At 71.2% G+C, this 23,523-nt stretch carries 23 protein-coding genes and 1 tRNA gene; 18 read left to right on the top strand and 6 right to left on the bottom strand.

What is annotated here, in order from left to right:
• The first annotated feature begins 178 nt into the window (after positions 1-178).
• From guaB to ACXYMW_RS01035, 4 genes are all read left to right on the top strand, one after another.
• Positions 179-1,627, top strand: a complete 1,449-nt coding sequence (gene guaB / locus ACXYMW_RS01020; protein ID WP_459033417.1) for an IMP dehydrogenase — start codon at positions 179-181, stop codon at positions 1,625-1,627.
• Between the two features lie 374 nt (positions 1,628-2,001).
• Positions 2,002-2,244, top strand: coding sequence for a hypothetical protein (locus ACXYMW_RS01025; protein WP_459033418.1), 243 nt, complete (start codon positions 2,002-2,004; stop codon positions 2,242-2,244).
• Between the two features lie 189 nt (positions 2,245-2,433).
• The gene (locus ACXYMW_RS01030; RefSeq protein WP_459033419.1) at positions 2,434-2,880 is read left to right on the top strand and encodes an FAD-binding protein; all 447 of its coding nucleotides are present in this window, start codon (positions 2,434-2,436) and stop codon (positions 2,878-2,880) included.
• Positions 2,870-4,027: a tricarballylate utilization 4Fe-4S protein TcuB gene (locus ACXYMW_RS01035; RefSeq protein ID WP_459033420.1), complete on the top strand. Its 1,158-nt coding sequence runs from the start codon at positions 2,870-2,872 to the stop codon at positions 4,025-4,027. Before ACXYMW_RS01030 ends, ACXYMW_RS01035 begins: the two co-directional genes overlap by 11 nt.
• 483 nt (positions 4,028-4,510) lie before the next feature.
• Here ACXYMW_RS01035 and ACXYMW_RS01040 read toward each other — a convergent pair.
• Positions 4,511-4,600 (bottom strand) — tRNA-Ser (locus ACXYMW_RS01040).
• A 151-nt stretch (positions 4,601-4,751) separates the two neighbouring features.
• Here ACXYMW_RS01040 and ACXYMW_RS01045 point away from each other — a divergent pair.
• From ACXYMW_RS01045 to ACXYMW_RS01075, 7 genes are all read left to right on the top strand, one after another.
• Positions 4,752-5,660, top strand: a complete 909-nt coding sequence (locus tag ACXYMW_RS01045) for a DUF2059 domain-containing protein (RefSeq protein ID WP_459033421.1) — start codon at positions 4,752-4,754, stop codon at positions 5,658-5,660.
• A 310-nt stretch (positions 5,661-5,970) separates the two neighbouring features.
• On the top strand, positions 5,971-6,648 hold the full coding sequence (locus ACXYMW_RS01050; protein ID WP_459033422.1) for a 50S ribosomal protein L21: 678 nt from the start codon (positions 5,971-5,973) through the stop codon (positions 6,646-6,648).
• 13 nt (positions 6,649-6,661) lie between these two features.
• On the top strand, positions 6,662-6,931 hold the full coding sequence (gene rpmA / locus ACXYMW_RS01055; protein WP_459033423.1) for a 50S ribosomal protein L27: 270 nt from the start codon (positions 6,662-6,664) through the stop codon (positions 6,929-6,931).
• 168 nt (positions 6,932-7,099) lie between these two features.
• The gene (locus tag ACXYMW_RS01060) at positions 7,100-7,642 is read left to right on the top strand and encodes a GNAT family N-acetyltransferase (RefSeq protein WP_459033424.1); all 543 of its coding nucleotides are present in this window, start codon (positions 7,100-7,102) and stop codon (positions 7,640-7,642) included.
• 88 nt (positions 7,643-7,730) lie between these two features.
• Complete coding sequence (gene obgE, locus ACXYMW_RS01065) at positions 7,731-8,768, top strand: GTPase ObgE (RefSeq protein WP_459033425.1); 1,038 nt, start codon at positions 7,731-7,733, stop codon at positions 8,766-8,768.
• The gene (gene proB, locus ACXYMW_RS01070) at positions 8,756-9,862 is read left to right on the top strand and encodes a glutamate 5-kinase (protein ID WP_459033426.1); all 1,107 of its coding nucleotides are present in this window, start codon (positions 8,756-8,758) and stop codon (positions 9,860-9,862) included. Before obgE ends, proB begins: the two co-directional genes overlap by 13 nt.
• 25 nt (positions 9,863-9,887) lie before the next feature.
• Complete coding sequence (locus ACXYMW_RS01075) at positions 9,888-11,153, top strand: glutamate-5-semialdehyde dehydrogenase (RefSeq protein ID WP_459033427.1); 1,266 nt, start codon at positions 9,888-9,890, stop codon at positions 11,151-11,153.
• A 52-nt stretch (positions 11,154-11,205) separates the two neighbouring features.
• On the opposite strand, the gene ACXYMW_RS01080 is transcribed toward ACXYMW_RS01075, so the two are convergent.
• A complete protein-coding gene (locus ACXYMW_RS01080) occupies positions 11,206-11,817 on the bottom strand; it encodes a histidine phosphotransferase family protein (RefSeq protein WP_459033428.1) in 612 nt (203 codons plus the stop codon).
• Between the two features lie 33 nt (positions 11,818-11,850).
• Here ACXYMW_RS01080 and ACXYMW_RS01085 point away from each other — a divergent pair, with 33 nt between their 5' ends.
• The 3 genes from ACXYMW_RS01085 to olsA all read left to right on the top strand — a co-directional run bounded on the left by ACXYMW_RS01085 (position 11,851) and on the right by olsA (position 13,743).
• Positions 11,851-12,036 carry a DUF3553 domain-containing protein gene (locus tag ACXYMW_RS01085; RefSeq protein WP_459033429.1) on the top strand — a complete coding sequence of 62 codons (186 nt, stop codon included), beginning with the start codon at positions 11,851-11,853 and terminating at the stop codon, positions 12,034-12,036.
• A 118-nt stretch (positions 12,037-12,154) separates the two neighbouring features.
• Complete coding sequence (locus tag ACXYMW_RS01090; RefSeq protein WP_459033430.1) at positions 12,155-12,913, top strand: GNAT family N-acetyltransferase; 759 nt, start codon at positions 12,155-12,157, stop codon at positions 12,911-12,913.
• Complete coding sequence (gene olsA, locus ACXYMW_RS01095) at positions 12,910-13,743, top strand: lyso-ornithine lipid O-acyltransferase (protein WP_459033431.1); 834 nt, start codon at positions 12,910-12,912, stop codon at positions 13,741-13,743. Before ACXYMW_RS01090 ends, olsA begins: the two co-directional genes overlap by 4 nt.
• 17 nt (positions 13,744-13,760) lie before the next feature.
• On the opposite strand, the gene ACXYMW_RS01100 is transcribed toward olsA, so the two are convergent.
• Positions 13,761-14,381: a thiamine phosphate synthase gene (locus ACXYMW_RS01100; RefSeq protein WP_459033432.1), complete on the bottom strand. Its 621-nt coding sequence runs from the start codon at positions 14,379-14,381 to the stop codon at positions 13,761-13,763.
• A 131-nt stretch (positions 14,382-14,512) separates the two neighbouring features.
• On the opposite strand from ACXYMW_RS01100, the gene ACXYMW_RS01105 reads away from it, so the two are divergent.
• Genes ACXYMW_RS01105 through ACXYMW_RS01115 form a run of 3 tightly spaced genes read left to right on the top strand, consistent with a single transcriptional unit; the run spans position 14,513 to position 17,961 of the window.
• On the top strand, positions 14,513-15,265 hold the full coding sequence (locus ACXYMW_RS01105) for an RNA methyltransferase (RefSeq protein WP_459033433.1): 753 nt from the start codon (positions 14,513-14,515) through the stop codon (positions 15,263-15,265).
• A gap of 54 nt (positions 15,266-15,319) precedes the next feature.
• On the top strand, positions 15,320-16,468 hold the full coding sequence (gene ctaA, locus ACXYMW_RS01110; protein WP_459033434.1) for a heme A synthase: 1,149 nt from the start codon (positions 15,320-15,322) through the stop codon (positions 16,466-16,468).
• On the top strand, positions 16,465-17,961 hold the full coding sequence (locus tag ACXYMW_RS01115) for a carboxypeptidase M32 (RefSeq protein WP_459033435.1): 1,497 nt from the start codon (positions 16,465-16,467) through the stop codon (positions 17,959-17,961). The genes ctaA and ACXYMW_RS01115 overlap by 4 nt, the downstream gene beginning before the upstream one ends.
• Positions 17,962-17,976: 15 nt before the next feature.
• On the opposite strand, the gene ACXYMW_RS01120 is transcribed toward ACXYMW_RS01115, so the two are convergent.
• Both ACXYMW_RS01120 and gyrA read right to left on the bottom strand, forming a co-directional pair.
• The gene (locus ACXYMW_RS01120) at positions 17,977-18,837 is read right to left on the bottom strand and encodes a LysR family transcriptional regulator (protein WP_459033436.1); all 861 of its coding nucleotides are present in this window, start codon (positions 18,835-18,837) and stop codon (positions 17,977-17,979) included.
• Between the two features lie 162 nt (positions 18,838-18,999).
• Positions 19,000-21,780 carry a DNA gyrase subunit A gene (gene gyrA / locus ACXYMW_RS01125; protein ID WP_459033437.1) on the bottom strand — a complete coding sequence of 927 codons (2,781 nt, stop codon included), beginning with the start codon at positions 21,778-21,780 and terminating at the stop codon, positions 19,000-19,002.
• A 194-nt stretch (positions 21,781-21,974) separates the two neighbouring features.
• Here gyrA and ACXYMW_RS01130 point away from each other — a divergent pair, with 194 nt between their 5' ends.
• Positions 21,975-22,244, top strand: coding sequence for an usg protein (locus ACXYMW_RS01130; protein WP_459033438.1), 270 nt, complete (start codon positions 21,975-21,977; stop codon positions 22,242-22,244).
• 31 nt (positions 22,245-22,275) lie between these two features.
• Here ACXYMW_RS01130 and ACXYMW_RS01135 read toward each other — a convergent pair whose 3' ends face one another.
• The gene (locus ACXYMW_RS01135; protein ID WP_459033439.1) at positions 22,276-23,475 is read right to left on the bottom strand and encodes a UbiH/UbiF family hydroxylase; all 1,200 of its coding nucleotides are present in this window, start codon (positions 23,473-23,475) and stop codon (positions 22,276-22,278) included.
• Positions 23,476-23,523 lie beyond the last annotated feature (48 nt).

A 23,523-nucleotide genomic window follows, 5' to 3' on the forward strand; every position in this document is an offset into this window, starting at 1 on the left:
CCCCTCCCCCCCCCCCCCCCCCCCCCCGCCGGGGGCGCGGCCCCCGGACCCCCGGGATATTTCGGCTCAGAAGAAGGGGCGGGGCCCGGCCGGCTTTGTCCCGGGCCGGCCTTTCCTTTCCGGGACGGGCATGCGATAGCGACGTGCCAAACGAACTCCCACCCGAAAGGCTTCTGTCATGGAGATTCGCGAGGCGCTGACCTTCGACGACGTGCTACTGGTTCCCGCCGCCTCGAGCGTGCTGCCCTCGACCGCGGATACCCGCACCCGGGTGACCCGGTCGATCGCGCTCAACATCCCGCTTCTGTCCTCGGCCATGGACACCGTCACCGAGGCGCGGATGGCGATCACCATGGCGCAGGCCGGCGGCATGGGGGTGATCCACCGCAATCTCGACATCGAGGCCCAGGCCCGCGAGGTGCGCCGCGTCAAGCGCTTCGAGAGCGGCATCGTCTACAACCCGGTGACGCTGCGCCCCGACCAGACGCTGGCCGACGCCAAGGCGCTGATCGAGCGCTACAACTTCACCGGCTTCCCGGTGGTCGACGATCAAGGCCGGGTGGTCGGCATCGTCACCAACCGCGACATGCGCTTCGCCACCTCGGACGACACGCCGGTGCGGGTGATGATGACCTCGGAGCGGCTGGCGATCCTGCAGGAGCCGGCCGACCGCGAGGAGGCGCGCTCGCTGATGCGCTCGCGCCGGATCGAGAAGCTGCTGGTGACCGACAAGGCCGGCAAGCTCACCGGGCTGCTGACCCTGAAGGACACCGAGAAGGCGGTGCTGAACCCGACCGCCTGCAAGGACGATCTCGGCCGGCTGCGGGTGGCGGCGGCCTCGACGGTGGGCGATGCCGGCTTCGAGCGCAGCCAGGCGCTGGTCGATGCCGGCGTCGACATGATCGTCATCGACACCGCGCACGGCCATTCCGAGGGCGTGGCGATCGCCGTGGAACGCGCCAAGAAGCTGTCGAACGAGGTCCAGGTGGTGGCCGGCAACGTCGCCACCGCGGAGGCCACGCGGGCGCTGATCGGCGCCGGGGCGGATGCGGTCAAGGTCGGCATCGGGCCGGGATCGATCTGCACCACCCGGATGGTCGCGGGCGTCGGCATGCCGCAGCTCACCGCGGTGATGGATTGTGCCGCCGCGGCCGGCGACGTGCCGGTGATCGCCGATGGCGGCATCAAGTTCTCCGGCGACTTCGCCAAGGCGATCGCCGCCGGCGCCTCCTGCGCCATGGTCGGCTCGATGATCGCCGGCACCGACGAGAGCCCGGGCGAGGTCATTCTCTACCAGGGCCGGTCGTTCAAGGCCTATCGCGGCATGGGTTCGCTCGGCGCCATGGCGCGCGGTTCGGCCGACCGCTACTTCCAGAAGGACGCGGCCTCCGACAAGCTGGTGCCCGAGGGCATCGAGGGCCAGGTGCCCTACAAGGGGTCGGCCTCGGCGGTGATCCACCAGCTGGTGGGGGGCTTGCGCGCCGCCATGGGCTATACCGGCTGCGCCACCGTGGAGGAGATGCGCAGGAACTGCGCCTTCGTGCGGATCACCAATGCCGGCCTGCGCGAAAGCCACGTCCACGACGTGCAGATCACCCGCGAAAGCCCGAACTACCGGATCGGCTGACGGGCCGGGGACCGGTGGGGCGCGGCTCGGCCGCGCCGCGGCGGGCTTGGCGCCGGCCCGGGACCGGGCGGCGACGTGGGGCGTTCGGACGTTCGGCCGCGGCAGGGCCCTGCCCAATGGCTTCGCGTGGCAAGGTATGACTGCCGTGGCGTGCATCGGGGGGAGGCCACGGCGTGCTCAGCTACAGGACTGCCGGTGGTTTCGGTGCGGATGGGATCAAGGCATTTTCGACACCGTCCGGAAATCGCGGCGACTTCAGAGCTGACAGGCGATAAGCGTCTATGCATCGCAAGCCGAGGCGGGAGCTTTTTGGACATTGGTCCGGGGGACGGCGCGTTGTGTCGACTCTCCCGAGGCACCGCCCGAGCGGCGCGATGGCGCCGCTCGGCCGGCGATCAGGTCGCGAAGGCCGCCCGGAAGGCCTCGAGGGCGGCCTAGCCGAAGCCGACGGCAAGGGCTTCCATGTCATCCGGCCCGTCATGATCCCTCTCGCGCAACGCCCGCGCGACGCCGGCCGCGGCGTGGTGCTGGCCGACCTGCTGGACCAGGGAGTGTCCTCGGTCGGCGACCCGACGCAGCGCCACGCGGCCGCCATCGACGGCCGCGCGCCGCTCTAGGACGGCGGCATCATCACCCGGCTCGACTGCGTGCCCTGCTCCGTCGTGGTAAACAGGGAGGGCCGGCGCTTCTGCGACGTGGGGGAGGATGTCTCGTCCGAGCGCCAAACGATCCGGGGGCGGCTGGTGGCGGCGCAGCCCGACTAGGTCCGCTAGGTCATCATCGACGCGAAAAGCATCACCCTCTTAATGTCCTCGGTCTTCCCGCCGATCGCGGCCGGCAGCACCGAAGAGCTGGCCGCGAAGATGGATCGGCCGGCCGACGCGCTCACCGCCACCGCGGCCGAATTCAACGCCGCCTGCGGCGACACCTCCGGCGTCCACCCGACCGAGCTCGACGGCGTGGCGAACACCGGTCTGACGCCGCCCAAGACCCACTGGGCACGGCCGCTCACCGAACCGCCGTTCTACGGCTACCTGCTGAAGGCCGGCGTCACCGTCACCTTTCTCGGGCTGAAGGTCGATCGCCGCGTGCAATGCGCCACCGCATCGGGCCCGATCCGCAACCTCTGGGCGGCGGGCGAGACCATGGCCGGCGCGCTCCTGGGCCAGGGCGACCTCGCCGGGTTCGGCATCACCATCGGCACCGTCTTCGGACCCATCGCGGGACAGGAGGCCGCCGCCCGTGCAAGCTGATCTTCTCCAGGAACCCCGTCACCAGGCGGAAATCTGCATCGCCTGCCGCTACTGCGAGGGCCATTGCGCCGTCTCCCCGGTGCTTCACGCCGAACGCGCCTTCTCCGTCGGCGACCTGACGCAGCCCGCCATTCTCTGCCACACATGCTGCATCTGCAATCACGCCTGCCAGTCTACCGCGCCGCACGAATGCGCGCTGACCCTGCCCCGCGCGCTGGCCGCGCGCGCCACGCCAGCTGGGACGCCTTCGCCTGGCCCGGCGGGCTGGCCCGCGCCGTCCACCGCTCCGGGGTCGCCATCCGCGGTGCTGGCGGTGCTGTCCTTCGCGGCGCTGTTCGGGCTGGCCCGCGTCCTGCCGGCGGACGGCGCGGGCTTCTACGCGGTGATGTCGCACAACCTCATGGTGGCGATCTTCCTGCCGGCCTTCCTGCTGCCGCTCCTGAGCCTCGCGGTGGCGCTGCGACGCTACTGGGTTCATGTCGGCGGCGAGCGGGTGACGCTCGACCACCTGCGAAGCGCCTTCGGTTCGGCGGCGAAGATGCGCAACCTCGCCGGCGGCCACGGCGACGGCTGCAATTTTGAGGACGAGGACCGCTTCAGCCATGCCCGGCGCCACGCCCATGCCGCGGTGCTGACGGACTTCCTGCTGTGCTGCGCCTTGACCGCCTCGGGCACGATCCTGCATTGCGCCTTCGACGCGCCGGCGCCCTACGGCGTCTGGTCGCTGCCGAAGCTTCTGGGCGTGCCGGGCGGCCTCCTGCTCGGGCTTGGGGCGCTCTGGCTCGGCTGGCTTCAAGTTCCGCGCGGAGCGCGATCTCGGCGCGCCCGCAGCCTGTGGCGGCGACATGGCGTTCATCGGCCCGCTAGCCTTCGTGGCGCCGAGCGGCCTCGCCCTCTGCGCTCTTCGCTCTGCGCCCTGCGCCCTGCACCCTGCGCGAAAGCGCCGCGCTGCCGCTCCGGCTGGCGCTGCACCTCGGCGGGGTGCTGGCCTTCTTCCTGCTCACGCCCTTCACCGAGATGGCGCACGGCTTCTACCGTATGGCGGCACTGGTGCGCGACGCGCAGAGGTAGGCGCGGGGGGTCGCCGCCACCCTCGGGACGCTGGGAGACCGGTATCAGAGCACCGGCGCCGCGCGGAAATCGGTGACCGTGGTGAGCCTCGTTCCAGAGCGGATCAGTGCGTGGGTTCGAAGAGCGGGCATTAGGTGTCAAGCGCTGCGGGATGCCACGCGGGTCAGACGCCGCCCGGGCGCGGGGAAAGTGTCGGGGCCGATCAGCGCGCCGGCGGCGACTTCGGGTTCGCTGTCGCCCTTGGGACAGGTCTGTTCAAGGCCTTAGCGCGCTCCAAGTTCAAAAGGGCAGCGTCACTCTCCCTTGTGAGTGGCGTTAGCACCGCAACGACCCGGGTTGGATTGCAGGGAAAACTGCGCTCGGCGCCGGACGGCGGTCGTCGAGATCCTTCGAGCCGACCTGGGCGAGGTCGTCGCATGGCGCGGGCTTCGGGTTCGCACGCCCTGGGCGATCCGGCTGGGCTTGGCCCGCGAAAGGAAACGCATGCCGTGGTGCTGCCCGCCGGCAGCGCGCACCACTCCTGATAAGGTCTTGCGATTGACCGATTTCAGCGAGTTAGTGGCGGAGAGACAGGGATTCGAACCCTGGGACCCCGTGAAGGGTCAACGGTTTTCGAGACCGCCCCGTTCGACCACTCCGGCACCTCTCCGCGGGGGTCTGCGGCGCATCTAAACCGGGCGGGCGGGGCGTGCAACCGGAAAACGGCGAGAAATTCCGGCGGCTCCGGCATTTCGACCAGGTGCGGCGGGCCGGTGGGCTGGCGGCTTGGCAAGCGGGCCGGCGCACTCTAGGTCTGGGGCATGACCGCAGCCGGAAAGCCCTCCTCCATGATGCGCCACATCCTTCCGTTCGTCGCGGCCTGCGCCGTGCCGGCGATGCCCGCCACCGCCGGCCCGATCGAGGACCTCGCGGCGGCCCTGCGCATCCCGGATCTGGTGTCGGTGATGCGCGAGGAGGGGCTGGCGCAGGGCAAGTCGCTGGCCGGGGAGATGCTGCCCTCGGGGCCCAACCCGGCCTGGACCGCGATCCTCGAGCGGATCTACGACACCGGCCGCATGGAAGAGGTGGTGATCGATTCCTTCGAGGCGCATCTGGCGCCCGAGCAGGCGGCGACGCTGCTCGACTTCTTCGCCGAGGGCGACGGGCGCGAGATCACCCGGCTGGAGATCGAGGCGCGGCAGGCGATGCTCGATCCGGCGGTCGAGGAGGCGGCGCGCGAGACCTACCGGGCGCGCCTGGCCGAGACGGGCGGGCTGCCCGAGGCCGAGGACGGCGCCGAGGCCGGAGAGGAGACCGGCGCGGCGGACGGCGCCGGGGACGGCCGGCTGGCCCGGCTCGACGCCTTCGTCGCGGCCAACGACCTGGTCGAGAACAACGTCATGGGGGCGATGAATGCCAGCCTGATGTTCTACGGCGGCCTCGCCGAGGGCGGCGGCATCGAGATGAGCGAGGACGAGATCCTCGCCGATGTCTGGGCCCAGGAGGAGGAGACCCGCGCCGAGACCGAGGAATGGGTCAAGAGCTTCCTGCTGATGGCCTACGAGCCACTCTCGGCGGAGCGGCTCGACGCCTATATCGCGCTGTCCTCGGCGCCCGAGGGCCAGGCGCTGAACCGGGCGCTGTTCACCGGGTTCAACGAGATGTACGAGGACATCTCCTACGCGCTCGGCCTGGCCCTGGCGCAGCAGATGCGCGAGACCGACCTCTAGGCGCGACCGGCGCGACCGGCGCGACCGGCGCGACCGGCGCGAACGCCCTTAGGTGCCGACGGCGCGACCGGTGCGCCGGGGCCGGGCGGAACGGCCGGCGCCGGATGCCGCGCGATGGCCCGGGAAGCGCTTGACAGCCGGGGCGTTCGCGACCATAAGCCCGGTCTCGTGACGGGGCCCTGCGCCCCGTTCATGCTTTGATGAGAAACGACGCCCCGTGCGGGCGCGCTGTCCGATCAGGCGGCCCCGAGGGCCGGAACACCCGCCGCGGGCGGGGGCCACAGGACGCGGCGAAACAAGGAAGACGCAGATGTTCGCGGTGATGAAAACCGGCGGCAAGCAGTACAAGGTCCAGTCCGGCGACACGCTCCGGGTGGAGAAGCTGGCCGCCGCGAAGGGCGACAAGGTCCAGTTCAACGACATCCTGATGCTGGGCGGCGACGAGACCACCTTCGGTGCGCCGACCGTGGCGGGCGCGGCCGTGCAGGCCGAGGTGATCGACCAGATCAAGGGCGAGAAGGTCATCCACTTCGTGCGCCGCCGCCGCAAGCACAGCTCCAAGCGGACCAAGGGCCACCGCCAGCAGCTGACCCTCGTGCGGGTGACCGACATCCTGGCCTCGGGCGCCGAGAGCTCGGGCGTGCAGGCGGCGATCGGCGCCGGCGCGGCCGGAGCCGCGGGTCTGGGCGCCGAGCGCCACGCGACCAACCGCGCCGAGCAGGCCGAGATGGTGGCGCGCGCCAAGGGCTCCGAGGCCAAGGCCAAGCCGGCCGCAGAGGCGTCGGTGGGCGCCGGCGCCGCGGACGACCTGAAGAAGCTGTCGGGCGTCGGCCCGGCGCTGGCCAAGAAGCTGAACGAGGCGGGGATCAACACCTTCGCCCAGATCGCGGCCTGGACCGAGGACGATCTCGCCAAGCTGGACGAATCGATCCGCAACAAGGCCGAGAAAGAGGGCTGGGTCGCCCAGGCCCGCGACCTCGCGAAGTAAGGAGATCTGAGAGATGGCACACAAGAAAGCAGGCGGTTCCTCCCGCAACGGACGCGACTCCGCCGGCCGTCGCTTGGGCGTCAAGCTCTATGGCGGCCAGCAGGCAATCCCGGGCAACATCATCGTGCGTCAGCGCGGCACCAAGTTCTGGCCGGGCAACGGCGTCGGCATGGGCAAGGATCACACGATCTTCGCCACCTCCGAGGGCGCGGTGACCTTCCACAAGGGGCTGAAGGGCCGCACCTTCATCTCCGTGCTGCCGGCGGCGGAAGCCGCGGAATAAGCCGAACGCGCATTGCCGAGACGACAGGAAAGGGGATCGGCGCCAGGCCGGTCCCCTTACCGTTTGCGCCCGACCCGCAGGACAGCGGGCGGTGATCGCCACATGGCTGACACAGCGGCGCGCTAGGGGACACCGGAGGAGGGTGCCCCCGCTTCGAGGAGGACCGACATGAGTCTCGACACCGCCCCGGCCTTGCCCGTCATCGTCGCCGAGCGCATCGCGCTGCGACCGCTGCGGCCCTCCGATGCGCCGCTGATCGCCCGGCATGCCGGGCGGCGAGAGGTGGCCGAGATGACCGTCGCGATCCCTCATCCGTTTCCCGCCGACGGCGCCGAGGCCTTCGTCGCCGCGGCGCTGGCGCCGCAGCGCGAGGAAGAGGTCTGGGCCATCGACGCCTCGGCCGCGGGCGGGGCGGACCTTGCCGGAGTGGTGTCGCTGAAGGCGGTCGGCCGCGGCCAGTCCGAGATCGGCTACTGGGTGGCGCCGGAGGCCTGGGGCACCGGCCTCGCCTCGGAGGCGGTGCGGGCCCTGGTGGCGGCCAACCCGCTCGGCAATTGCACGATCTTCGCCAGCGTGTTCCAGGACAACCCGGCCTCGGTCCGGGTGCTGGTGACCGCCGGCTTCCAGTTCATTGGCGACGCCGAATCGCCCTGTGCCGCCCGCGGCACGGTCGTGCCGACCTGGACCTACCTGCGGCGCCTGCGCGACTGACTCGCCCAGGGTCGCGGCAGGCGTCCCCCTTGAGCCCGGGCGCGATCCGCTCTATCGCCCGGGGCCACAGCGCATCGGAGCCCGAGACATGAAATTCCTCGACCTCGCCAAGGTCTATATTCGCTCGGGATCGGGCGGGTCGGGCTGTGCCAGCTTCCGGCGCGAGAAGTTCATCGAGTTCGGCGGCCCCGACGGCGGCGATGGCGGCCGCGGCGGCGATGTCTGGGTCGAGGCGGTCGAGGGGCTGAACACCCTGATCGATTTCCGCTACCAGCAGCGTTTCTTTGCCCAGAACGGGCAGGGCGGCATGGGCCGCCAGCGCACTGGGCGCGACGGCGAGGACATCGTGCTGCGCGTCCCCGTGGGCACCGAGGTGCTCGACGAGGACGAGGAGACGGTGCTGGCCGATCTCGACACGCTGGGCCAGCGCGTGCTGCTCGCCAAGGGCGGCAATGGCGGCTGGGGCAACGTGCATTTCAAGTCCGCCACCAACCAGGCGCCGCGGCGCGCCAATCCCGGCCAGCCCGGGGTCGAGCGGACGATCTGGCTCCGGCTGAAGCTGATCGCCGATGTCGGCCTTCTCGGCCTGCCCAATGCCGGCAAGTCGACCTTTCTCGCGGCCTGCTCCAATGCCCGTCCGAAGATCGCCGATTACCCGTTCACCACGCTGCATCCCAATCTCGGCGTGGTGGGCGTCGACAACACCGAATTCGTGGTCGCCGACATCCCCGGCCTGATCGAGGGCGCGCATGAGGGCCGGGGCCTGGGCGACCTGTTCCTCGGCCATGTCGAGCGCTGCGCGGCGCTGCTGCATCTGATCGACGGCACTTCGGGCACGCTGCTCGAGGATTGGCGCACCATCATCGACGAGATCGAGGCCTATGGCGCGGGACTGGCCCAGAAGCCGCGGATCACCGTGCTGAACAAGGTCGACGCGCTCGACGACGAGGAGCGCGCCTTCCTCAAGGACGAGCTCGAGGCCGTGTCGGGTCAGCCGGTCTTCCTGATGTCCGGGGTCTCGGGCGAGGGCGTGACGGAGATCCTGCGCCGGCTCAAGACCAAGGTCGAGGCGCGCCGCCGCGCCGACCGCGCCCGCGACGAGGAGAGCGACGAATGGCGTCCCTGACCGGGGCCCGCCGCATCGTCGTCAAGATCGGCTCGGCGCTGCTGGTGGACCGGGCCAGCGGCGCGCTGCGCCACGACTGGCTGGCCGGCATGGCCGAGGACGTGGCCCGGCTGAAGGCCGGCGGCGCCGACGTGATCCTGGTCTCCTCGGGTTCCATCGCGCTGGGACGCGGCGTGCTGAAGCTGCCGGCCCAGGCGCTGCCGCTGGAGCAGAGCCAGGCCGCCGCAGCGGTCGGCCAGATCCGCCTGGCCCGCGCCTGGGAGGAGAGCCTGGCGCCGCACGGCATCACCACGGCGCAGGTCCTGGTGACGCTCGAGGACAGCGCCGACCGGCGGCGCTACCTCAATTCGCGCGCCACGCTGGAGACGCTGCTGGGCTTCGGCACGGTGCCCATTGTCAACGAGAACGACACCGTGGCCACCGACGAGATCCGCTACGGCGACAACGACCGGCTGGCGGCCCAGGTGGCGGTGACGGTGGGCGCCGACACGCTGATCCTCTTGTCGGACGTGGACGGGTTCTACACCGGCAACCCCGCCGCCGACCCCGCCGCGCGCCGCTTCGACGTGATCGAGGAGATCACCCCCGAGATCGAGGCGATGGCTGGCGATGCCGGGTCGGGCCTTTCGAAGGGCGGCATGAAGACCAAGCTGATGGCGGCCAAGACGGCGACGCTCTCGGGCTGCGCCATGGCGATCTGCGAGGGCTCGGTGCGCAACCCGCTGGCGGCGCTCGAGGCCGGCGCCGCCGCCACTTGGTTCACGCCGCAGCTCGACCCCAAGGCGGCGCGCAAGCGCTGGATCTCGGCGATGAAGCCGCAGGGCACGCTCATCGTCGATGCCGGCGCCGCGGCGGCGCTGTGCCAGGGCAGTTCGCTGCTGCCGGCGGGGCTCGCCCGGGTCGAGGGCGCCTTCGGGCGCGGCGAGCCGGTGACCATCCGCGCCGCCGAGGGCCGCACCCTGGGCCAGGGCCTGACCCGCTACACCGCCGCCGAGGCGCGGGCCATCGCCGGCCGCCGCTCGGCCGAGATCGAGGAAATTCTGGGCTATCCCGGCCGCGCCGTGCTAGTCCATCGCGACGACATGGCGCTGTGACGCCGGTCAGCCGCCGGAGGCAAGAATGAAGGATTTCGACAGCATCCCCGAACTCATGCAAGAGATGGGTCGGCGCGCCCGGGCCGCCGCCGCGGAGCTGGCCTTTGCCACGCCCGAGGCCAAGGCGCAGGCGCTCGAGGCCGCCGCCGACGCGCTTCTGGCGCGCCAGGACGCCATCCTCGCGGCGAACGAGGAGGACATGGCCTACGGCGCCGAGAAGGGGCTGAGCGCGGCCATGCTGGACCGCCTGAAGCTCGACGCGCCGCGGCTCCGCGGCATCGCCGATGCGCTGCGCGCGGTGGCCGCCCAGCCCGACCCGGTGGGCGCCGTGCTGGCCGAGTGGGAGCAGCCCTCGGGGCTGAAGATCCGCCGCGTCCGCACGCCGCTGGGGGTGGTCGGGGTGATCTACGAATCGCGCCCCAACGTCACCGCCGATGCCGGCGCGCTCTGCCTCAAGGCCGGCAATGCGGTGATCCTGCGCGGCGGCTCGGAAAGCTTCCATTCCTCCGGCGCGATCCATGACTGCCTCGTCGAGGGGCTGCGCGCGGCGGGCCTGCCCGCGGACGCGATCCAGCGCGTGCCGACCCGCGACCGCGCCGCGGTCAGCGAGCTGCTGACCCTGACCGAGCATGTCGACGTCATCGTGCCGCGCGGCGGCAAGGGGCTGGTCGGGCTGGTCCAGCGCGAAGCACGGGTGCCGGTCTTCGCCCATCTCGAGGGCATCGTGCACGTCTATCTCGACGCCGCCGCCGATCCGGTCAAGGCGCTCGACGTGGTGCTCAACGCCAAGACCCGGCGCACCGGCATCTGCGGCGCCGCGGAATGCCTGCTGATCCACCGCGACGCGCTCGACACGGTGGGCCAGGGCGTGGTGCGCGCGCTGCTCGACCGCGGCGTCGAGATCCGCGGCGATGCCGAGCTGCAGAAGATCGAGGGCGTGACCCCGGCCGGCGAGGACGATTGGGGCCGCGAATACCTCGACATGATCATGGCCGCGCGGGTGGTGGACGACATCGACGCGGCGATCGGCCATATCCGGACCTACGGCTCCAACCACACCGAATGCATCCTGACCGAGGATGCCGAGGCCGCGGCGCGGTTCTTCGAGCGCGTCGACAGCGCCATCCTGATGTGGAACGCCTCCACGCAATTCGCCGATGGCGGCGAGTTCGGCATGGGCGCCGAGATCGGCATCGCCACCGGCAAGCTGCATGCCCGCGGGCCGGTCGGCGCGGCCGAGCTGACGAGCTACAAGTACCTGGTCACCGGCGACGGCACGGTGCGCGGCTGAGGGTCCGGCCGGGTCCGACGCCCCGAGGCGCCCGGGGCGCTGGAGGCGACGCTCAGAGCCGGATCTCCAGCCGGTCGCCCTCGGCCTCGACCCGGATGCCGCGGCCGGCGGCGTCGGCCAGGTCGCGCAGCAGGCGGAACTGCACCTGCGCCGGGGCCAGCTCCCCGGCCTCCGCCGGGGCGGAGAAGCGGGCCGGGTCGAGCCGGTGCCAAAGCGCGGCATCGATGCGCAGGCCCGGATTCTCGACGAAGCAGTGCCAGACGCCGTCATGGGCGAACCCGACGCGGCCGCCCCGCGGCAGCGCCGCCTCCATGCAGAGATAGAGCAGGAAGGCCAGCTGCACCTCGGCGCGCGGCAGAGCGCCGTCGGGGCGCCAGTCGATCTGCAGCCGGCCGCCCTGCTGGAAATCCGCGAGGATGCCGGCGATGTCGCCCTGCGCCATCGGCTGGTCGGCCGAGGCCGCGCCGAAGGCCACCCGGTAGAAGCGGATGCGGGCCGCGGCATTGCGACACGATTCCTCGATCAGCGCCAGTTCCGGGCCGCCGCCCATGCCGGCCATGGCCAGCAATTCCAGGCCGTTGGCGATGGCGCCGATCGGGCTGATCAGGTCGTGGCAGATGCGTGACCCTACCAGCGCCGAGAGATCCCCGTTAGGGTCGCTCATGCGCCCGATCCGGCGTCACGGGAGTGGACCTGAATGAGTGACCTGAACGCGATCCTGGAACCCGGCATGCTGGTGCGCCACCCGGACCGTCCGGATTGGGGAACCGGGCAGGTGCAGTCCAATATCGGCGGCCGCATCACCGTCAATTTCCGCGACGCGGGCAAGGTGGTGGTGGATGGCAGCCGCATAACGCTTCTCCCGGTCTTCGACGAAGACTGACCCGCGACGGGTTTCCGCGGCGTTAATCCTTCCGCGTTCGCGCCCTGATTGCAAGCGGCGTTGCCGTCCCCGGAATCTGCGCCTAAGCCTTGGCCGAGCCCGGAACGAGGAGGACCGGATGACCCACGCGCCGCACTACGAGACCCGCTGGGCCGCGGATGCGGAGGATCTGCGCGCCGCGCAGCGGCTGCGCTACGACGTCTTCGTGGCCGAGCTGGGCGGCGGCGGCGCCGGGGTCGACCATGCCGCGCGGCTCGAGACCGACCGCTACGACGCGGTGGCGCGCCACCTCCTGCTGATCGACCGGGCGGCGCCGGGCGCGCCGGTGATCGGCGCCTACCGGCTGCTCGACGGCGCGGCGGCGGAGCGCGCGGGGGGCTTCTACTCGGCCGGGGAATACGATCTCGCACCGCTTCTCGGGGCCGGGCGGCGGGTGCTGGAACTCGGCCGTTCCTGCCTGCACCGCGATTATCGCGGCGGGCCGGGCATGATGCTGCTCTGGCAGGCCCTGGGCGAACATGTCCAGCAGGCGGGGGTGGAGATCCTGTTCGGCACGGCGAGCTTTCACGGCACCGATCCGGGGCGCTACGTCCATGCCTTGTCGAACCTGCATCACCGCCACCGCGCCCCGGCGGCGCTGCGCCCGCGGGCCCGCGAGGCGGTGGCGATGGACCTGCTGCCCGCCGAGGCGGTGGACCGCCGCCGCGCGGTGCTCGAGACGCCGGCGCTGATCAAGGCCTATCTGCGCCTCGGCGGCGCCGTGGGCGAGGGGGTCTATGTCGACCGCGACTTCAACACGCTCGACGTGATGATGGTGATGGAGGTGGCCGCCCTCGATGCCCGGCGGCGGGCCTTCTATGTCGGGGGCCGGGGATGAGCGAGACCTGGCGCGGACCGGCGCCGCCGCCCGCCCGGCCGCTGAGCCCGCGGGACCGGCTGCGGGTGCTGCGCCGGGCGCTGCCGCTGGCGCTGACCGTGTTCGGCGGGCTGGCGCTTCTGCTGCTGGTCCGGCTGGTCGAGCGTCCGCTTTGTGGCATGGACCGCCCGGTCACGCCGTGGATCACCCGCGGCGTCTGCCGGCTCGCGCTGCGTCTCATCGGGCTGCGGCTGGAGCGCCGCGGCCGCCCCGATCGCCGCGCCGGGGCGATGGTCGCCAACCATGCCTCCTGGCTCGACATCTTCGCGTTGAATGCCGGGGCCGCCGTCTATTTCGTCTCCAAGGCCGAGGTCGCGGGCTGGCCCGGCATCGGCTGGCTGGCGCGCGCCACCGGCACCGTGTTCATCCGCCGCGACCGCCGCGAGGCCGCCGCCCAGGCGCGGCTCTTCGCAGAGCGGCTGGCGCATGGCCACACGCTGCTGTTCTTCCCCGAGGGCACCTCGACCGACGGCCGCCGGGTGCTGCCCTTCAAGACCACGCTGTTCCAGGCCTTCCTGGCCGAGCCGCTGGGCGCGCGGGCGGCGATCCAGGCGGTGACGGTGATCTATCACGCGCCGCCCGAGGCCGACCCGGCGCTTTACGGCTGGTGGGGGGAGATGGACTTCGCGCCGCATCTCGTCCGCGTCCTCGCGACCAAGCGGCAGGGCCGGGTCGAGCTGGTCTACCACCCGCGGGTCGACGTCGCCCAGTGCGGCGATCGCAAGCGGCTGGCGCGGCGGCTCGAGGAGCAGGTGCGCGCGGCCCATCCGCTGGGCCGGCGCGACGCCTAGGGGACCCGAGGGCCGCCTCAGCGCATCGCGGCGACCAGCTCCGAGAGCGCCGCGGCGGCATCCTCGGCGCGCCAGATCTCCTCGCCGATGGCGAAGAAGTCGGTCACCGGCGCCAGCGCGCGGACGGTCTCGGCATCGAGCCCGCCCTCGGCCACCACCGGCACCTCGATCATCTCCGACCACCAGGCGAAGAGCTCGCGCTCGGCCATGGTGCCGTCGCCCAGGGCGGTGGCCCCGGCCGGGCCGAAGGCCACGTAATCGGCCCCGGCCTCGCCGGCATTCATGCCCTCGTGGCGCGAGGCATGGGCGAAGGCGCCGACGATGGCATCGGCGCCCAGCGCCTTGCGCGCCGCCCGGACCGAACGCGCGCCGTCGCCGAGATGCACCCCGTCGAGGCCCAGCCGCTCGGCCAGCACCACATGGGTGTCGATCACCAGCGCCACGTCGCGGGCATGGGCGACCTCGCGCACGGCATCGGCGGCGCGCAGCAGCCGGTCCTCGTCGCGGGTGGCCAGCGCCAGCCGCAGGCAGGCCACCTCGGCGCTGTCGAGCACCCGCGCCAGCCGCTCGGGGTAATCCGAGAGGTCGAAATCCGGCGGCGTGATGAGGTAGAGCTGGGGGTGGTCGGTCTCGGCCATGGAAAGCTCCTCGCGAACGTCTGAGGCGGGCCTATATCGCGGGCCGGGGCGCTTTGCCAGCACCCGGCTTGAGCTTGCCGCCGCCGCGGCCTAGAGGGGGACCGCCCCGAAGCCCAGCCGGAGATCCGCCCATGCCCGCCCCGTCCGACCCGGTCCTGCCCGCCATCGTGCTCGTGCGCCCGCAGATGGGCGAGAATATCGGCGCCGCGGCGCGCGCGATGTGGAATTTCGGCCTCGACCGGATGCGCATCGTGGCGCCGCGCGACGGCTGGCCGAACCCGGCGGCGCGGGCCATGGCCTCGGGCGCCGGGCGCGTGCTCGACGCCGCCGAGCTGCATGGTGACACCGCCGGGGCGCTGGCCGATTGCAGCTACGTGCTGGCCACCACGGCGCGCATCCGCGGCCTGACCAAGCCGGTGCTGAGCCCGGAGGCGGCGATGCAGGAGACGGCGCGCCGCGCCGCGCGGGGCGAGAAGGTGGCGATCCTCTTCGGCCCGGAACGCGCCGGGCTGGAAAACGACGACGTGGCGCGCGCCAACGCCATCGTCTCGGTGCCGGTCAATCCCGATTATGCCTCGCTGAACCTTGCGCAATGCGTGCTGCTGATGGGCTATGAATGGCGCCGCGCCTCGGCCGAGGTGGTGGCCGAGAGCATGGAGATGGCCGGCGCCAGCTGGGCCAGCCATGCCGAGGTCGAGGCCCTGGCGCGACATTACGAGGAGCGGCTGGAGGCGGCGGGGTTCTTCTTCCCGCCCGACAAGGCCGACAGCATGAAGCGCTCGCTGCGCAATCTCTGGTCGCGGATGCCGCTGACCCGGGCCGATGCCCAGACCCTGCACGGGGTGCTGCGGCAAATGGTGCGCTGGGCCAACCGGGGGGGCTGACTTGCAGCACGGCACGCCGGGGCCTAGTGTCCCGGCGATCCGAAGGAGGCGCCGATGGCCGCAAACCGCAAGCTGTTCGAGGAAGTGGGCACCGCCAAGCCGGAGCGCTCGGCGCCCCAGGGCGGCATGATCGACCGCGGCCGCCGCTACGCCCGGCGCGGCATCCGGCTCTGGCTGATGCTGCTCTTCGCGCTGGTGGTGGTGATGATCGCGGTGGGCGGGCTGACCCGGCTGACGGATTCCGGCCTCTCGATCACCGAATGGGCGCCGGTCACCGGGGCCCTGCCGCCGATGGATGCCGCCGCCTGGGAGGCGGAGTTCGAGAAGTACAAGGCGATCCCGGAATACCAGCGCCAGAACCTCGGCATGACGCTGGCGGAGTTCAAGACGATCTACTGGTGGGAATGGGGCCACCGCCAGCTCGGCCGGGTGATCGGGCTGGTCTGGGCGCTCGGCTTCGTGGGCTTCTGGGTCGCCCGCAAGGTGCCGCCGGGCTGGACCGGGCGGCTCCTGTTGCTGGGCCTCTTGGGCGGCCTGCAGGGCGCCATCGGCTGGTGGATGGTGGCCTCGGGCCTGACCGGCGACCGCGTCGACGTGGCGAGCTACCGGCTCGCCACCCATCTTGGCCTGGCCTTCGTCATCCTCGGCTTCATCGCCTGGGACGTCTTCCTGCTGGGCCGCGAGGAACGCGAGCTGATGCAGGCCCGGCGCAGCCGCGAGGCCAAGCTGTTCTCGATGTCGACGGGCCTGCTGCACTTCGCCTTCCTGCAGATCCTGCTCGGCGCGCTGGTCGCCGGCATCGATGCCGGGCGCAACTACACCGACTGGCCGCTGATGGCGGGGGAGTTCCTGCCGCCGACGCCGCTCGAGATCGACCCGGTCTGGCGCAACTTTTTCGAGAATGCCGGCACCGTGCAGTTCATGCACCGGATGGCGGGCTATCTGCTCTTCGTGTTCGGCATCGTGGTCTGGGCCCGCGGCCGCCGCTCGCCCAATGCCGACACCCGGTTCCGCTTCAACGCGGTGCTGGCGCTGCTGGTGCTGCAGATGGTGCTGGGCATCGTCACCGTGCTCTACGGGGCGCCGTGGCCGGCGGCGATCCTGCACCAGCTGGGCGCGGTGGCGCTCTGGGTGCTGATCCTGCGCGCCCGGTTCGGCGCGCAATACCCGGTCTTCCAATCGCTGCGCGGGGTGCGGAAATGAGCGATGCCTATGACGAGCTGATGGCGCATCAGCGCGAGACCGAGGCGCTGGCCCAGGTGGCCGGGCGGCTCGGCTGGGACCAGGAAACCGTCATGCCGCGCGGCGCCGCGGCGCAGCGGGCCGAGGAGATCGGCGCGCTCGAGGGCGTGCTGCATGCCCGGCGCACCGACCCGCGGATCGGCGAATGGCTGGCCGCGATCGACGCCGCCGGGGCGCCCGGCGACGCGGTGGCGGCGGCCAATCTGCGCCGCATCCGCCGCGCCTATGCGCGGGCCTGCAAGGTGCCGGCGCGGCTCGCCGCGGAGATCGCCCGCACCACCAGCACCGCCCAGGGGGTCTGGGCCGCGGCGCGCGAGGCCGACGATTTCGCGGCCTTCGCGCCGACGCTCGCCCGCGTGCTGGAACTGAAGCGCGAGGAGGGCGCGGTGCTGGCCGGCACAGGCAGCGTCTACGACGCCCTGCTCGACGATTACGAGCCCGGCGCCACCGCCGCCACGCTCGCCGCGATGTTCGACCGGCTGCGCCCCGGGCTGGTGGCGCTGCGCGAGCGGGTGCTCGATGCGCCGGTGCCCGACCCGGTGACCGGGGTGTTCGAGGCCGCCTCGCAACTGGCGCTGTCGCGCGAGGTCGCGGAGCGCTTCGGCTACGACTTCACCCGCGGCCGCATCGACCTCGCCGTGCACCCGTTCAGCTCGGGCTCGGGCAACGACGTGCGGATCACCACCCGGACCAGCCCGGTCGACCCGTTCAACTGCCTCTATTCGACGATCCACGAGGTCGGCCACGCCACCTACGAGCAGGCCATCGACCAGGCCCATCTGTTCACGCCGCTGGGCCAGGGCGTGTCGATGGGCGTGCACGAGAGCCAGAGCCGGATCTACGAGAACCAGCTCGGCCGCAGCCGTGCCTTCACCGGCTGGCTCTTCGGGCGCATGCGCGACCGGTTCGGCGATCTTGGCGTGGCCGATGCACGGGCCTTCTACCGCGCGGTGAACCGCGTCCATGCCGGCTATATCCGCACCGAAGCCGACGAGGTGCAGTACAACCTGCACGTCCTGCTGCGCTTCGACCTGGAGCGCGCGCTGGTTTCCGGCGACCTGCAGGTCGGCGACCTGGAGGCCGCCTGGAACGACCGTTTCGCGGCGGATTTCGGCTTTGCCGTCGATCGCTCCTCGAACGGCGTGCTGCAGGACGTGCACTGGTCGGTGGGGCTGTTCGGCTACTTCCCGACCTACACGCTGGGCAACGTCTATGCCGGCTGCCTGCACGAGGCGCTGCGCCGCGACCGCCCGGGCCTCGACGCGGAACTGGCGGCGGGCGATCTGAGCGGCGCGCTGGGCTGGCTGCGCGACGCCGTCCAGCGCCATGGCGGGCTCTACGAACCCGGCGAGCTGATCGCCCGCGCGACCGGCGCGGCACCCTCGGAGCAGCCGCTGCTGCGTTATCTCGAGGCCAAGTTCGCCGACCTCTACGCTCCCGAGGGCGCGCTCTGACCGGCGCCGGGGCCGTCAGGCCTCGGCGCTGGTGGGCAGGGCGGTCTCCGACAGATCCTCGAAACAGCGGGTGATCCATTCCACCGCCCGGCGCATCGCCGGATCGGCGCGCCGCGTCTCGTGGAAGATCAGCCAGAATTCGGCGCTGAAGGGCGGCCGGTCCGGGAACAGCGGCGCCAGGTCCGGATTCTGCGCCGCCAGCCGGTCGGGCAGCGGGCCCGGCAATCCGGAGACCGTCATCAGGCTGTAGAGCGCGGTGAAGTTGTCGACGCGCATCTTCGGCGGCCGCTGGAACAGGTCGAGTCCCATCTGCATCGGCGGATAGGCGTCATGCGCCTCGCCGAGCCCGACCCAGTCGGCGGGCAGCTCCTGGTCGCGGAAATGGTAGAGCCGGAAGGTCAGCTCGCCGGCCTTGCGGGTGACGATGCGGCCGCTTTCGGGCTGACCATACATGATCACCAGGTCGTTCTCGCCCAGGCCCTCGCGGAACACCCGGTCGGCGAAGACCAGCGAGATGCCCTCCAGCATGTCGGCATGGCGCTTCAGCCCCGGCATCAGCACCAGGTTGGTGACGATCGGCACCGAGCCGATATGCAGCGTTACGGATTCCGCCCCGGTGGCAGCGCTGCGCTCGTTCATCACGGTCTGCAGCGTGCCGTCGAAATCCTGCGCGATGTCGATCAGCCGCTTCACCGAATCCGACGGCTTCCAGCCATCGGCGGTCTTGATGAAGGCCGGCGTCCCGAGGCTTTCCGACAGGCGTTCGATGCGGCGCGACACGGTCGCCGTATTGGTGCCCAGCAGCTTGGCCGCGGCGGTCATGGTCCCGGTTTTCGACAGCGCCACGAGAAACCGGAGGTCGTCCCAATTGTCCATTGCTCAAACGGATCCGTATTATATCCGGCCCGCCCATGCCGGCGCGGCCGATGTCAGGGGCGGGCCGCGCTCGGGCGGCCCCCGCTTCAAAACACACTAACACGGCTTTGCCGACTGGCAATCCGTCGCGGCGACGGGCCTGCGCACCGGTCCGCCTCGGGGTCATTCCCCGGCCGGGCCCTCGGGGGCGTCGTCGCCCGCGGAGGTCTCGCCGTCGGGCTCCTCGCCCGGCTGTTCGGCGATCCAGGCCACGCTGACCACCTCCTCGCCGCGGCCGGTGTTGAAGATCTTCACGCCGCCGGCGTTGCGGGAGCGGAACGAGATGCCCTCGACCGGGACCCGGATCGACTGCCCGCGCGAGGTTGCGAGCATGATCTGGTCGTCGAGATCGACCGGGAAGGACGCCACGAGGGGGCCGCCCCGCATCGCCCTGTCCATCGCCATCACGCCCTGGCCGCCGCGGCCGCGCACCGGGTAATCGTGCGAGGAGGAGAGCTTGCCGGTGCCCTTGGCGCTCACCGTCAGGATCAGGTTCTCCGCCGCGGACATCTCGGCATAGCGCTCCTGGCTGATGGTGGCGTTGGCATCGGCCTCCTCGTCGGCCTCGGCGTCGGTCTCGGCATCGTCGACCAGCCCCGCCACGGCGCGGCGCATCTTGAGGTAGGCGGCGCGCTCGTCGGCGCTGGCCTCGAAATGGCGGATGATCGACATCGACACGACGCGGTCGCCGTTGAGCAGCTTGATGCCGCGCACGCCGGTCGACTTGCGGCCCTTGAAGACCCGCACCGCGGTGGTCGGGAAGCGGATGGCGCGGCCCGAATCGGTCACCAGCATCACGTCGTCCTCCTCGGAGGCGATGCGGGCATTCACCAGGCTGACGCCCTCGGGCAGGTCCATGGCGATCTTGCCGTTGCGCATGACGTTGGTGAAATCCGACAGCGCGTTGCGGCGCACGTCGCCAGCCGAGGTGGCGAAGACGATCTGCAGGTCGTCCCATTCCTCCTCGTCGCGGTCGACCGGCATGATCGCCGCCACCGACACGCCGGTCGGGATCGGCAGGATGTTGACGATCGGCTTGCCCTTGGAGGTCCGCCCGCCGGCCGGCAGGCGCCAGGTCTTGAGCTTGTAGACCATGCCCGCCGTGGTGAAGACCAGAAGCTGGGTATGGGTGTTGGCGACGAAGAGCGTGGTGACCACGTCGTCTTCCTTGAGCCCGCCGCCCGACAGGCCCTTGCCGCCGCGGCGCTGGCTGCGGAACTCGGTCAGGGCGGTGCGCTTGATGTAGCCGGACTGGGTGATGGTCACCACCATGTCCTCGCGCTCGATCAGGTCCTCGTCGTCCATGTCGCCGGCCCAGTCGGCGATCTCGGTGCGGCGCGGCACCGCGAAATTGTCGCGCACCTCGCGCAGCTCGTCGGCGATGATCCCCATGATGCGCTCGCGCGAGCCGAGGATCTCGAGGTAATCCTTGATCTTGCCGGCCAGCTCCTCGAGCTCGTCGGTGACCTCCTTGACGCCGAGCTGGGTCAGGCGCTGCAGGCGCAGCTCGAGGATGGCGCGGGCCTGCGCCTCGGACAGGTTGTAGGTCCCGTCCTCGTTCATGGTGTGGGTGGGATCGTCGATCAGCCGGATATAGGGCGCGATCTCCTCGGCCGGCCAGCGCCGCTCCATCAGCTTCTCGCGGGCCTCGGCGGCGTCCGCGCTGGCGCGGATGGTGGCCACCACCTCGTCGACATTCGACACCGCCACGGCCAGGCCGCAGAGGATGTGGCTGCGCTCGCGCGCCTTGCGGAGCAGGTAGGCGGTGCGCCGCGCCACCACGTCCTCGCGGAAATCCACGAAGGAGGTGAGGAAGCGCCGCAGGGTCAGCTGCTCGGGCTTGCCGCCGTTCAGCGCCAGCATGTTACAGCCGAACGAGGTCTGCATGGGCGTGAAGCGGAACAGCTGGTTCAGCACCACGTCGGGCGTCGCGTCGCGCTTCAGCTCGACCACCACGCGGACGCCGTGGCGGTCGCTTTCGTCCTGCACATGGGCGATGCCCTCGATGCGCTTGTCGCGCGCCGCCTCGGCGATCTTCTCGATCATCGCCGCCTTGTTCACCTGGTAGGGGATCTCGTCGATGACGATGGCGTAACGGCCAGCGCGCAGCTCCTCGACGCGGGTCTTGGCGCGGATGATCACCGAGCCGCGGCCCTCGAGATAGGCCTTGCGCGCGCCGGAGCGGCCGAGGATCAGCCCGCCGGTCGGGAAATCCGGCGCCGGGACGTACTCGATCAGCTGCTCCGAGCTCAGGTCGGGCTCCTCGATCAGCGCCAGCGTGGCGTCGATCACCTCGCCCAGATTGTGCGGCGGGATGTTGGTGGCCATGCCGACGGCGATGCCGCCGGCGCCGTTGACCAGCATGTTCGGGAAGCGCGACGGCAGCACCGTGGGCTCGCGGTCCTTGCCGTCGTAATTGTCCTGGAAGTCGACGGTGTCCTTGTCGATGTCGGCCAGCATGTAGGCGGCCGGCTTGTCCATCCGGACCTCGGTGTAGCGCATGGCCGCGGCGTTGTCGCCGTCCATGGAGCCGAAATTGCCCTGGCCGTCGAGCAGCGGCAACGACATCGAGAAGTCCTGCGCCATCCGCACCAGCGCGTCGTAGATCGCGCTGTCGCCGTGCGGGTGGTATTTCCCCATCACGTCGCCGACCGGGCGCGCCGACTTGCGGTAGGGCTTGTCGTGGCTGTTGCCGGTCTCGTGCATGGCGTAGAGGATGCGCCGGTGCACCGGCTTCAGCCCGTCGCGCAGGTCGGGGATCGCGCGGCTCACGATCACGCTCATGGCGTAATCGAGATAGGACGACTTCATTTCCTCGAGGATGGAGACGGTCGGACCCGCCGGCATCGGGCGGCCGGAAGGAGTTTCGTCTGCGTTCTCAGGGGGTTCTGGGGTGTCGTTCACGGGGGCCTTCCCAAGATCGCTGGTCTATATCTAGTTGCCCGATTTATAGCAGAACCACGATCTTGGCGGCAATGGCTGGCGCCGGGCTTTTCTGGCAGCCACCGGACCAGTTTGATAACATACTGTTTTCTTTGAAAAGTAAGTTTTTCGGCGCATCATGATTCCGGCAGTCTAGGACAACGACAGGAGTCGCGATGGAGATGAGCGAAACCGAGTTGATGCTCAAGGGCTACGGCCTGACGACGGCGGAATTCTTCTACCGGATGCCGGACTACCAGAGCGTGCTGAACAGCTTCATCTGGCAGGATTACGACATCGCCCCCGATCACCCGAAGCTACTGGGCTTCATCTCGTTCTGGCAGGAGCAGATCGAGGGGCCGCTGCATTCGGTCCGGTTCACCCATCGCAAGATGATCGCGCCGGGGGAATGGCGCAGCCTGGTGGGCGAATTCTCCTATCACTAAGCGCGCGGCGGGAAGGCCGCGCCCGCGCCGGTCAGCTGCCGGCGCCGAGGCCCAGCCGCATCAGCGCCTGGCGCACGGGGGTCACGTCGTGCAGCAGGCTCAGCCCGGCGGCGCGCAGGTCGTGCAGCCAGGCGCTGTCGGCGCGGCTGATGCGGTTCAGCGCGCCGATCCCGGCCAGCCGCAGGCGGATGTCGCCGCGCCGCGCCCGCGCATAGGCGTCGAGGACCGGCGACGCGCCGGGATCGGCGGGCGCGGCGGTCACGGCCTCGGACAGCGCGGCGATGTCGTGCAGGCTCTGGTTCAGACCCTGGGCGCCGATCGGCGGCAGCACATGCGCCGCCTCCGCCACCAGTGCCAGCCGCTCGCCGGTCAGCCGCTCGGCCTCCTGCGCGACGATCGGCCAGATCGACCGCGGCGAGGCCAGTTCGAGCGGGCCGTAAAGGCCGCAGGACCGCTCCGTCATCGCGCGTTCGAACTCGGGCCCGTCGAGCGCCATCAGCGCCTCGGCGCGCGGCCCGTCCTCCATCCAGACGATGGCCGAGCAGGGCTTGCCGGCGCGGTCGGGCAGCGGCACCAGCGTGAATGGCCCGCCGGAGCGGTGGATTTCGGTGGAGACGTTGTGGTGCGGCTCGGCATGGGTGACCGCGAAGGCCAGCGCCTTCTGGCCGAACCGGGTGGTGCGCACGCCGATCCCGGCGGCGCGGCGCATCGGCGAGTGCCGGCCGTCGGCCGCCACCACCAGCCGCGCCGCCACGCGGGTCCCGTCGTCGAGCCCGACGCGCGCCTCGGCGCTGCGCGCCAGGAGCCCGGTCGTGGCGACGCCCTGGCGGTGGGTCACGCCGGGCAGGTCGGCCAGCGCGGCGATCAGTTCGCGGCGGATCACCCGGTTGGGCAGGTTCCACCCGAAGGGCCGGTCCGAGATGTCGGCGGCGTCGAAGGATTTCACCACCGGCGCGCCGCGCGCCCCGGCATCGACCACCCGCATGACCTGCAGCGGGGTGGCGTGCGGTGCGAGGCGCGCCCACAGGCCGATGCGGTCGAGGAAGTCCCGCGCCGGCTGCAGGAAGGCGGTGCTGCGCAGATCCGCGCCCGGACCGGCATCGTCCTCGGGCGGCGGCGGCGCGGGATCGACGCAGAGCACCCGGAGGCCCGCATGGCCCAGCGCCGCCGCCGCGGCGAGGCCGGCGATGCCGCCGCCGGAGATCAGGATGTCGGTGCGGGTCAGGGTCATGGCCGGGCTCCTACGCTTGGCCGCACAGGTAGGCGGCGCGGCGCGTGC

Source organism: Roseivivax sp. CAU 1761, assembly GCF_054482755.1.

Bases quoted from the DNA above. Each gene is read 5' to 3' on its own strand.
- guaB (WP_459033417.1), top strand. From the start codon at position 179: ATGGAGATTCGCGAGGCGCTGACCTTCGACGACGTGCTACTGGTTCCC.
- ACXYMW_RS01025 (WP_459033418.1), top strand. From the start codon at position 2,002: ATGGCGCCGCTCGGCCGGCGATCAGGTCGCGAAGGCCGCCCGGAAGGC.
- ACXYMW_RS01030 (WP_459033419.1), top strand. From the start codon at position 2,434: ATGTCCTCGGTCTTCCCGCCGATCGCGGCCGGCAGCACCGAAGAGCTG.
- ACXYMW_RS01045 (WP_459033421.1), top strand. From the start codon at position 4,752: ATGACCGCAGCCGGAAAGCCCTCCTCCATGATGCGCCACATCCTTCCG.
- ACXYMW_RS01050 (WP_459033422.1), top strand. From the start codon at position 5,971: ATGTTCGCGGTGATGAAAACCGGCGGCAAGCAGTACAAGGTCCAGTCC.
- rpmA (WP_459033423.1), top strand. From the start codon at position 6,662: ATGGCACACAAGAAAGCAGGCGGTTCCTCCCGCAACGGACGCGACTCC.
- ACXYMW_RS01060 (WP_459033424.1), top strand. From the start codon at position 7,100: ATGAGTCTCGACACCGCCCCGGCCTTGCCCGTCATCGTCGCCGAGCGC.
- obgE (WP_459033425.1), top strand. From the start codon at position 7,731: ATGAAATTCCTCGACCTCGCCAAGGTCTATATTCGCTCGGGATCGGGC.
- proB (WP_459033426.1), top strand. From the start codon at position 8,756: ATGGCGTCCCTGACCGGGGCCCGCCGCATCGTCGTCAAGATCGGCTCG.
- ACXYMW_RS01075 (WP_459033427.1), top strand. From the start codon at position 9,888: ATGAAGGATTTCGACAGCATCCCCGAACTCATGCAAGAGATGGGTCGG.
- ACXYMW_RS01080 (WP_459033428.1), bottom strand. From the start codon at position 11,817: ATGAGCGACCCTAACGGGGATCTCTCGGCGCTGGTAGGGTCACGCATC.
- ACXYMW_RS01085 (WP_459033429.1), top strand. From the start codon at position 11,851: ATGAGTGACCTGAACGCGATCCTGGAACCCGGCATGCTGGTGCGCCAC.
- ACXYMW_RS01090 (WP_459033430.1), top strand. From the start codon at position 12,155: ATGACCCACGCGCCGCACTACGAGACCCGCTGGGCCGCGGATGCGGAG.
- olsA (WP_459033431.1), top strand. From the start codon at position 12,910: ATGAGCGAGACCTGGCGCGGACCGGCGCCGCCGCCCGCCCGGCCGCTG.
- ACXYMW_RS01100 (WP_459033432.1), bottom strand. From the start codon at position 14,381: ATGGCCGAGACCGACCACCCCCAGCTCTACCTCATCACGCCGCCGGAT.
- ACXYMW_RS01105 (WP_459033433.1), top strand. From the start codon at position 14,513: ATGCCCGCCCCGTCCGACCCGGTCCTGCCCGCCATCGTGCTCGTGCGC.
- ctaA (WP_459033434.1), top strand. From the start codon at position 15,320: ATGGCCGCAAACCGCAAGCTGTTCGAGGAAGTGGGCACCGCCAAGCCG.
- ACXYMW_RS01115 (WP_459033435.1), top strand. From the start codon at position 16,465: ATGAGCGATGCCTATGACGAGCTGATGGCGCATCAGCGCGAGACCGAG.
- ACXYMW_RS01120 (WP_459033436.1), bottom strand. From the start codon at position 18,837: ATGGACAATTGGGACGACCTCCGGTTTCTCGTGGCGCTGTCGAAAACC.
- ACXYMW_RS01130 (WP_459033438.1), top strand. From the start codon at position 21,975: ATGGAGATGAGCGAAACCGAGTTGATGCTCAAGGGCTACGGCCTGACG.
- ACXYMW_RS01135 (WP_459033439.1), bottom strand. From the start codon at position 23,475: ATGACCCTGACCCGCACCGACATCCTGATCTCCGGCGGCGGCATCGCC.